The organism is Halovivax sp. (assembly GCA_007119345.1).
GTDB lineage: Archaea > Halobacteriota > Halobacteria > Halobacteriales > Natrialbaceae > Halovivax.
This window is the reverse complement of the sequence record SKPV01000077.1, coordinates 1-8,035: the sequence shown is the minus strand read 5'-3', so window position 1 is coordinate 8,035 and position 8,035 is coordinate 1. Positions and strand designations below refer to the sequence as shown.

General features: G+C 68.4%; 8 protein-coding genes and 3 pseudogenes. 6 read left to right on the top strand and 5 right to left on the bottom strand.

Annotation, left to right across the window (positions count from 1 at the left end; all coding sequences use genetic code 11):
- Window positions 1–274 precede the first annotated feature (274 nt).
- Complete coding sequence (locus tag QZT59_RS05475) at window positions 275–1,345, bottom strand: Cdc6/Cdc18 family protein (protein ID WP_290812504.1); 1,071 nt, start codon at window positions 1,343–1,345, stop codon at window positions 275–277.
- A 42-nt stretch (window positions 1,346–1,387) separates the two neighbouring features.
- Here QZT59_RS05475 and QZT59_RS05470 point away from each other — a divergent pair.
- A pseudogene (locus QZT59_RS05470) lies at window positions 1,388–1,633 on the top strand (hypothetical protein); the annotation flags it as partial.
- A 241-nt stretch (window positions 1,634–1,874) separates the two neighbouring features.
- On the opposite strand, the gene QZT59_RS05465 reads toward QZT59_RS05470, so the two are convergent.
- On the bottom strand, window positions 1,875–2,873 hold the full coding sequence (locus QZT59_RS05465) for a helix-hairpin-helix domain-containing protein (RefSeq protein WP_290812501.1): 999 nt from the start codon (window positions 2,871–2,873) through the stop codon (window positions 1,875–1,877).
- A 296-nt stretch (window positions 2,874–3,169) separates the two neighbouring features.
- Window positions 3,170–4,144 carry a Gfo/Idh/MocA family protein gene (locus tag QZT59_RS05460; protein ID WP_290812498.1) on the bottom strand — a complete coding sequence of 325 codons (975 nt, stop codon included), beginning with the start codon at window positions 4,142–4,144 and terminating at the stop codon, window positions 3,170–3,172.
- A 93-nt stretch (window positions 4,145–4,237) separates the two neighbouring features.
- Here QZT59_RS05460 and QZT59_RS05455 point away from each other — a divergent pair, with 93 nt between their 5' ends.
- The gene (locus tag QZT59_RS05455; RefSeq protein WP_290812495.1) at window positions 4,238–4,522 is read left to right on the top strand and encodes a DUF433 domain-containing protein; all 285 of its coding nucleotides are present in this window, start codon (window positions 4,238–4,240) and stop codon (window positions 4,520–4,522) included.
- Between the two features lie 181 nt (window positions 4,523–4,703).
- Here QZT59_RS05455 and QZT59_RS05450 read toward each other — a convergent pair whose 3' ends face one another.
- Entirely contained in the window at window positions 4,704–5,132 is a 429-nt protein-coding gene (locus QZT59_RS05450) for a type II toxin-antitoxin system VapC family toxin (RefSeq protein WP_290812492.1), read from the bottom strand.
- Window positions 5,133–5,378 carry an AbrB/MazE/SpoVT family DNA-binding domain-containing protein gene (locus QZT59_RS05445; protein WP_290812490.1) on the bottom strand — a complete coding sequence of 82 codons (246 nt, stop codon included), beginning with the start codon at window positions 5,376–5,378 and terminating at the stop codon, window positions 5,133–5,135. It lies immediately after the preceding gene.
- Between the two features lie 111 nt (window positions 5,379–5,489).
- Between QZT59_RS05445 and QZT59_RS05440 the strand changes: the two genes are divergently transcribed.
- The 4 genes and pseudogenes from QZT59_RS05440 to QZT59_RS05425 all read left to right on the top strand — a co-directional run.
- A complete protein-coding gene (locus QZT59_RS05440; RefSeq protein WP_290812487.1) occupies window positions 5,490–5,735 on the top strand; it encodes a hypothetical protein in 246 nt (81 codons plus the stop codon).
- A 66-nt stretch (window positions 5,736–5,801) separates the two neighbouring features.
- Window positions 5,802–5,996 (top strand): annotated as a pseudogene (locus QZT59_RS05435) (ArsR family transcriptional regulator); the annotation flags it as partial.
- A 239-nt stretch (window positions 5,997–6,235) separates the two neighbouring features.
- Window positions 6,236–7,666, top strand: coding sequence for an MATE family efflux transporter (locus QZT59_RS05430; protein WP_290812484.1), 1,431 nt, complete (start codon window positions 6,236–6,238; stop codon window positions 7,664–7,666).
- Window positions 7,667–7,744: 78 nt separating this feature from the next.
- A pseudogene (locus QZT59_RS05425) lies at window positions 7,745–8,035 on the top strand (hypothetical protein); the annotation flags it as partial.

Here is an 8,035-nt window from a genome sequence, read left to right as displayed (position 1 = left end):
CGGTCGCCCGTCGAAAAAGGACCACGGCGCGTTCGGGACGCTCGAGGATACCGTTCGGTGTTCCGGTGCTAATCGATTCCGAGGCGGAATCTATTTTGTTCTGGTGTGGGTTGGTGTACCTGGTCATGGGCTGTTGATGAGTCTCGTGACCCGCGGTGAGCCGGGCGCGTGCCAGCCTGCAAGCAACCACGCGTCCGGTCGATCCGCGAGCGCGTCGGGAGCGCTGTTCGAGGCCCGCGATGTTATAATGGAACGATATTTCCGAGAGAAATCGCTACGGGGGAGTCGGCGCCCCGCCGCGATCGACGGCGATCGGCGGGGCGATCGTCTCGTCTCGCACGCGATATCGTCGGTGGCGGTTCGCCCCCTCGCAGGCGACGAGGTCGGACGCCCGTAGCGTCGCGAGCTGGTACCGACGGGACCGTCGCCCGACCGGTTCGAGGGCGCGGTCGCGATACCACTCCTCCTGGAGCGATTCGTACCGGTCGTGCAGTTCGCCGGCGCCGATCTCGCCGGCGGCCGCGACGATCGAGTAGAGCAGCAGGTGGTGGAACGAGAGACTCGACAGCGTCGCCCGCCGAATCCGCCGTCGCGCTCGCTCGAGGCCCGCCTCGACGTCGACCTCCCGGATCGCGTCGCGTCCGTTCTCCTCGGCGACGGTCGCCGCGGCGTACAACGTCCGGATCCCCGCACGGGCGATCCCGTCGACGTCGTCGGCGATTCGCTCGAGAACCCCTCGCGTCCAGGAGCCGCGAACGAGCCCCCGCGTCGCTCGCCGCTGCAGGATATCCGCGAGCTCGGACGGATCGTACGGGTCGAGGTGCAGCCGGCCGTCGCCCTCGAACCGGCGTCGGCGAGCGCCGTCGATCCGACCCAGCCAGTCGGCCGCGTCGCGGGCGGTCGCGACGATCGAGAGCGCCGGAATCTCCACCAGGGACGCGATCGCGCCGGTTTCGGGGACGTCGTCCGCCTCGTCGAGCAGGACGATCGTCGGAGTCGGGGCCTCGCGGAGGAGGTCGCGGAGATCCGTCGCCGTCCACCGATCGTCGACCTCGAGGTCGATCCCGGCACAGATCCGCCGGAGGACGTCGGCCTCGGTGCGCCCGAGACACGGCACCCGGACCGCGGCCGCGTCCGCCGCGGTGGCGTCCAGCCGCCGGAGGACGTGCCGCGAGAGCGCCGTCTTCCCGACGCCGGGCTCGCCGGTCACCAGGACGTCGTCGGCGGTTCGACCGCGTGCGGCCGGCTCGACCCGTCTGGCGAGCTGCTCGAGTTCGGCGCGTCGATGGAGGAGATCTTGTGGGAGGTACGTCTCTCGGAAGGGGGCGGGGTTAGCTATCACCATCGATAACAGATCAATTTGGAGGAATTATAAACGAACTGGATTGTGACGGAAACAACACGGCCGGCCTCGTCTTCCCCCGACCACGTCGGCGCGGCGCGGGGCCGGAACGCCGCGCCGAATCTGGCCCGCCACACGGGCACGAGCCGCAAGAACAGCAACACCCGACTCCCCGTCCTCGCGGACTACGGGCTGGTCGACACGGTCGGCCCGGCCGAGCACTCGGGCCGCGACGAACTCACCGAGCTCGGCGAGGCGGCGCTGGTCCGCCGGGATCGCTACGGCGAGATCGTCACATCCCGGATCGATTTCCCTGCCGTCGGCTATCCGGGTTCGGGGCGAGTCCGATCCCGAAGGAGTCACTCGGCGATCGGAACGCACTCGTGGAGCGCTCGGACGACTCCGCCGTTCGAGCGCGTGACTCCCTGCACCCGTGTCGAGCGAGTGCGCTCGTTGCCGGCGTTCACGACGGCTACCGAGCGATAGCTGCCCGAACGCGTGAGAAACTCGTGGGAAAAGCGAGCCGAGTGCGCTACTGGGACTGCGCCGTCTCGATCCACTCCTCGGCGCGCTCTTCCGAGACGTCCGCCGCCTCGGCGACCGCGTCCGCCTGCGCGTCGGCGAGGGCTTGGACGCTCTCGAATCCGGCCTCGGCGAGGCGCCCGGTGTACGTCGGGCCGACGCCCTCGAGAGTGTCGAGGCGCTCCTGGGCGGCGTCGGCTCCCGCCTCGACCGTTGCGACGGTTGCATCGCCGGCTTCTTCGATCACGTCTTCGGAGGCCCGCTGGGAGGTCTCGGCGACCTGCTCGGTCTGCTGCTGGACCGTTCCGGCGACCTGCTCGGTCTGCTGCTGGACCGTTCCGGCGACCTGCTCGGTCTGCTGTTGAACGGTGTCCGCGACCTGTTCGGTCTGCCGGTGGGCCGTTTCGACGGCCACTTCGGCTCGCTTGGCACCTTCGACGGCCTGCTGTTCGGTCTCCCGCTGAGCGTCGATGGCGGACTGGACCGACTCCGCGACCAGCCGCTTCTGGTGCTCGGAGAGGTCGTCGATCGCCTCGGCGAACTCCGCTTCGAACTCGTCCCAGGCCTCGTCCTGGGTCCGCTCGAACTCGTCGAACTGCCGGTCGACCGCGGATCGGACGTCGAATTCCTCCTCCTCGAGAGCCGACTCGAGGGCGTCGAACTGCGCGTTGAGCAGCTGCTGGACCAGGTTTGCGCCCTGCTCGAACTGCGCGTTGAGCAGTTCCTGGGTCCGCGCCGCGCTCGTTTCGAACTGCTGATCCATCGCCGAACGGATCTCGTCCTCGTCGACCGCCGACTCGACCGCGTCGAGCTGGGCGTCGAAGACGTTACGGGCGAGTTCGGCGCCCTGGCGCTGTGCGCTCCGCTGGGCGGCCAGCCCGTTCTGGAGGGTCGTTTTGGCCGCGTTCTGCTGCATGTCGATTCCGTCCTCGATCAGTTGCTGGCCGTGCTGGAGCGACCGGCGCTGCAGTTCGAACGTCGCTTCGATCGGTGATGTTGCGTTTGTCATGGGTAGTGTGGTGAAACCGGGACCGAGACGAGTCGATTCGCCTCGGTCCCTCCGTCGCTGTCGTACGGACGGTCCGCAGTGGGATCAGTGGCGCCCCTGAATGGGTTTGAATACCGCCTAATCCCATTGAATGCCATTCTTCGTCGGAAGTGGCGCGATCTCCGGTCGGGGTCGCGCGCTCGCCGTCGTCGCGCGGGCCAATATTCCTAGATACGTCCGTAGCAGCGCTTCTCGCGCTCGACTATGCCCCGCGAAGCAACGTTGTGAAGCGCTGATAATTGTTCTGGGCCGACCGCTCAGTCCGAGACCGTCACTGACTCGCTTCGATCGGCACTCTCGTAGAGGGCGTCGATGACGCGCATATTTGCGATCGTCTCGTCCCTGTCGATCGGCGGCTCGTCGCCGCTTTCGACGGCGTCCGCAAACGCCTCGACCTCCAGCCGGTAGGGATCCACGCCCTCGATCGTTTCCATTTCCCGCTGGCCGTCGACGCTGTAGGTCAGTTCGACGTCCGACGTGCCGGGATTGTATACGTCCTCCGCTTCCAGCCAGCCGTTTTCGGCTTCGACGCGAAGAGACTGTCGGTGGGGCGTATCGAACCCGCAAAGGAACTGTGCGTGGGCGTCGTCGTACTCCAGTCGCGCCGCCATCTCCGTGTCCACGCCGACGTCCGTGGTATCGAGGGCGTGGGCACTTACACGGCGGGGCTCCCCGAGGAAGCCCCGAATCCCGCTGACCGGATAACACCCGACGTCCATGAGACTTCCGCCGGCGAGGTCGGGGGACACCCGGATGTCGTCGAGGTCCGCCAGGGAGAACGTGAACTGCGACCGGACGTTCCGGATCGTCGAGAGCGCGTTCGCGGCGATCTCACGCGTGCGGTCGGTGATCGGGTGAAACTGGTACATGAACGCTTCCATCACCGTCACGCCGGCGTCCTCGCAGTAGTCGAAGACTGCCCGGGCCTCGTCGGCATCGACGGTCATCGGCTTCTCACAGAGGACGTGCAATCCCGCGTCGGCGGCCCGCCTGGTCCACTCGGCGTGGAGCGCGTTGGGAAGTGGATTGTAGACCGCGTCGACATCCGCGTCGAACAGCGCCTCGTAGCTGCCGTAGGTTTCCAGGATCTCGACGTCGAAATCGTCGGCGAACGCGCGTGCGATCTCCTCGTTTCGAGACGCGACGGCGACGAGCTCGTGGTCGGACTCGGCGATCGCCGGAATCATCGATTTGCGAGCGATACCCGCAGTGCTCAGAATGCCGAATCGCATACGTGGGGTGATCCGCGCGCGGCATATGTATCCTTGCTATTGGATCCCAAAGGGGTCAGCAAACACGATCGATCCCGGAACATACGGTCACGTATGCCGACCACGACGGACGACGAGATACTCCGGGGCGAACCTCGCATCGAGGGGACCCGCGTCGGGGTCCGCCACGTTGCCGGGCGGGTGATCGGTGGCGGCCGCTCACCGGCGTACGTCGCCGATCGGCTCGAGTGCTCGCTCGCGGCGGTGTACGAGGCGCTGGCCTACTATTATGACCATCCGGAGGAGATGCGCGAGCTCGAGCGAGCGAACGGCGAGGTCGAGGACGTCGAGACGCTGCTCGAAGACGCCGAACCCGACGTCGCGGCGTCGACAGCCTGATCGAGGAGCCGACGGATCGAGTTCGCCGTCGCGTAGCGATCGAGCCGAGAGGCGTCGTTCCGGCCGACGTGCGGACCTCGACGGCCCTCGCGTAATCGTCCGATCGCTCGTACTGGCGAATGTCGATGCGGGGAACGATCGCCTCGCTGCACGCGACACGCCGCGATCGAACGCTCGAGAATCAGCCGAACGGATCGGTTGGGGTGTCGAGCCGGGTGATGCCGTCGACGGCGTCGAAATCGGTATCGAAGCTGTAGATGTAGTCGAGGCCGACTCGATCCATGTAGGCGACCATCGTCGCGTCACCGAACGCGAGGCCGCCGTACCGTCGGAAGTGGGTCAGACCCGCATCGAAGTCGTCCCGGGGCGTGTGGACGGGTTCGAAACCGGCGCTTTCGACGAGCCGGTCGAGCAGCTCGATCGCGACGTCGTGGCCCATCCGCTCGTGGACGAAGTTCAACGTCTCGGTGAGCGCGTAGTTGGTCACGTGACCCGTCGGCAGGTCGCCGCCGTCGATCGCGTGGACGATCGCGGCTGCCTCGTCGTGGTGGTGATCGCGCGCGCTCGTCGCGGCGATCAGGACGCTCGAATCCACCAGCGCGGTCGCCATTCACCGTGCTCCGTACAGGTTGTGCTCGTCGGCGGCGTTCGTCTCGCCGATATCGACCGGCTCGAAGTCGTCGAACGCGCCGAATCGCCGTTTCACGACCTCGGCGCGGATCGTCCCCTCGTCGTCGATCGTCCAACGGATCTTATCGCCGGGGCGAATATCGAATGCCTCACGGATGTCGGCCGGGACGGTCACCGCCCCGCGCTCGCTGACGGTCGTTTCGTCGGCGGGCGGCTCGGATCCCATGCGCGGGGTTACGCGCCCCGCTCCCTTAACCTCATGGGGCCACCCATGAGCCGGCCGGGACGGCGGCGTAGGGAAACGCCGGGCACCCGGCGGACGGTGGAGCCGGATCGCATGAGGACGCCCCAGCTCGTGTCCCCGATCGTCGGCTCCGAGCCGTTCGTCGGCGTCAGCGCCATCGACGAGCCGAGCCCCGAAGACCGAACGAACCCGGACGACCGCGACCCGTCCGAAAACGCCACTCCCCTCTGCCCGCGCTGTACCACCGTGGTCACGGGGGTCTACACAGTCGGCCCGGAGGCCCCCACCGCGTCGCCGTGTGACTGTCCGCTCTCGCCCGAGGAGGTCTCGGACCGGTAACGAGGTGCCGGGAGAGAACACCGCGCTCGCTCGACGCAGCTCCAACCTGCTAGCGAGTGTTCCCCCGTGAGACGCCGTCGGCCGACCGACTTCCTGCTCCTCGCGGCGCTCGCCGAGCGGGGCCGGAACGTGGCGCCGACCCTGGCCCACCACACGGGCGAGACCCGCAAGAACAGCAACACCCGACTCCCAGTCCTCGAAGAGTACGGCCTGGTCGAGACGGTCGGCCCCGTCGAGCGCTCCGGCCGCGACGACCTCACCGAGCCGGCGGCTCGTCGCCGGTCCCGGGCGGACCGGAGATCGAGACCGTCGTCGGCAGAGAGCCCTCGTGGACGACACCCAGGATCATCGCGAGGGCCCGTTCATAGGTTCCTCGCGCGCGACGAAACGGTTCGTGTCGAGGCAGCGCCGCATCGTCGCTCGGTGCGTCGATGTAAGCCCCCACGTGTCAGCCGTCGAGAGTCGAAAGCTAGAAACCCGGCTTCGACGAGCCACGAACCATGGAGTCTCGGACGCGTCGGGCCGTCGCCGTCGCGGCCGGGGTGCTGGATCGGGTCGGCGTCATCGAGGAAGACCGATTTCGGCCGACGATGGGCCTGGCCTGGCCGCGTATCGTCACCGGTTTCGCCATCATGTCGAAGCAGGTCGCGGACCTGGCCATGGTCGGGTGGGCGGTCGGGACGGCCGCGGTCGCGGGGCTGGCGTTCGCGTACGCCTACTGGCAGGTCGCCAAGTACCTCTCGATCGGGCTCGCGGGCGGGACGATCAGTCTCGTCTCGCAGAATTACGGCGGCGGGGCGAGCGAGCGGGCGGAACTGGTGGTCAAACAGAGCAGCGTTGCGGCGGTGGCGATGGCGGTCCCCATCGTCGCGGCGTACGTGCTGTTCGCCGAGCCGCTGATCGCCGTGTTCGGCGGCGAAGCGGAGTCGATCCGCCACGGGGCGGTCTACCTCGTCGTCGTGGCGCCGGCGCTCCTGTTCGAGTTCCAGAACCTGATCGCGAGTCGAACCTACGCGGCGGTCGGCGACACCTACACGCCGATGGTGGTGCGGGCCGGCGGCGGGATCGCGAACATCGCGCTGAGCGGCGCGTTCATCTTCGGGCTCGGACTGGGCGTCGCGGGCGCGGCGCTCGGGACCGCGATCGCGACGGCGGTGGTGACGGTGGCGCTGGCGTGGGGGATGGTCGGTCGGTCGTACGGGGGTGGACGACTGGCCCCCTGCCCGGTCCGGTTCCGGTTCTCGGGACCGTACCTGGACGCCGAGCTGAGTCGGCAGCTGGTCGCCGTCTCCGCGCCGCTGATGGGCCGACGGCTCGCCCAGATGGCGGTCGTGTTCCCGTTGCTCTGGATCGCCGCCGCGTTCGGGCCCGTGGTCGTCGCGGCGTTCGAGGTGGGCCGACGGGTTCGCGACCTCATCAACAGTTTCAACTGGGGGTTGTCGATCGCGTCGAGCACGCTCGTCGGCCAGCACCTCGGGGCCGGTGCGGAGCGCGAAGCGGAGGGATACGGCGCGGACATCATCCGGCTGACGACCGTCCTCTACCTGCTCGTCGGGCTGGCGGTGATCGCCCTGGCGACGCCGATCGCCCGGGTGTTCGTCTCGACGCCGACCGAAGTCGACCGGGCCGCGACGTTCGTCCAGGTCGCGGCGATCAGCGCGGTGGCGATGGGCGTCGACGGCGCCGCGACCGGCGCGCTCCGGGGCGCGGGCGATACGCGGTGGCCGTTCGTCGCCTCGCTGGTCGGTCGATACGCCGTCGCGCTGCCCGTCGCCGCGCTCGGATTGGTCACCCCGCTCGCGGTCGTCGGCCTCTACCTGGCGCTCTTCCTGGAGACGCTGGTCCCCGCCGCGATCAACCTCTGGCGCTTCCGATCGAATCGGTGGAAAGCGGTGAGCCGCGAATACCGGCCGACGACGGACCCGGGGTGACGTCCTCCCGGGCCCGAGAGACGGGGACGCCCGACCGACTTCCTGCTCCTCGCGACGCTCGCGGAGGAGGGGCGGAACGTGGCGCCGACCCTGGCCCACCGGGATCGGTACGGCGAGATCGAGGACGTCGACGCGCTCCTCGAGGGCGACGAAACCGATGCGGATCCGACGGCCGACCAGTGCTCCCGCCGGGACGTCGAACGGCTGCGGGCGGTCCAGGACGCCATCCAGCAGGTCCTCGACGAGTCCGCGGCTCAGGAGGTCGCCGAGGCGCACGTCGACGCGGACGCGTTCTTCTTCGTCGGCCGGGGCTACGACGCGCCCGTCTCGCTCGAGGGCGCGCTGAAGATGAAAGAGATCACCTACGCG

What these genes read in the sequence shown, in the direction of transcription:
- QZT59_RS05475 (WP_290812504.1), bottom strand. Translation starts at nt 1,345, where the DNA reads ATGGTGATAGCTAACCCCGCCCCCTTCCGAGAGACGTACCTCCCACAA.
- QZT59_RS05465 (WP_290812501.1), bottom strand. Translation starts at nt 2,873, where the DNA reads ATGACAAACGCAACATCACCGATCGAAGCGACGTTCGAACTGCAGCGC.
- QZT59_RS05460 (WP_290812498.1), bottom strand. Translation starts at nt 4,144, where the DNA reads ATGCGATTCGGCATTCTGAGCACTGCGGGTATCGCTCGCAAATCGATG.
- QZT59_RS05455 (WP_290812495.1), top strand. Translation starts at nt 4,238, where the DNA reads ATGCCGACCACGACGGACGACGAGATACTCCGGGGCGAACCTCGCATC.
- QZT59_RS05450 (WP_290812492.1), bottom strand. Translation starts at nt 5,132, where the DNA reads ATGGCGACCGCGCTGGTGGATTCGAGCGTCCTGATCGCCGCGACGAGC.
- QZT59_RS05445 (WP_290812490.1), bottom strand. Translation starts at nt 5,378, where the DNA reads ATGGGATCCGAGCCGCCCGCCGACGAAACGACCGTCAGCGAGCGCGGG.
- QZT59_RS05440 (WP_290812487.1), top strand. Translation starts at nt 5,490, where the DNA reads ATGAGGACGCCCCAGCTCGTGTCCCCGATCGTCGGCTCCGAGCCGTTC.
- QZT59_RS05430 (WP_290812484.1), top strand. Translation starts at nt 6,236, where the DNA reads ATGGAGTCTCGGACGCGTCGGGCCGTCGCCGTCGCGGCCGGGGTGCTG.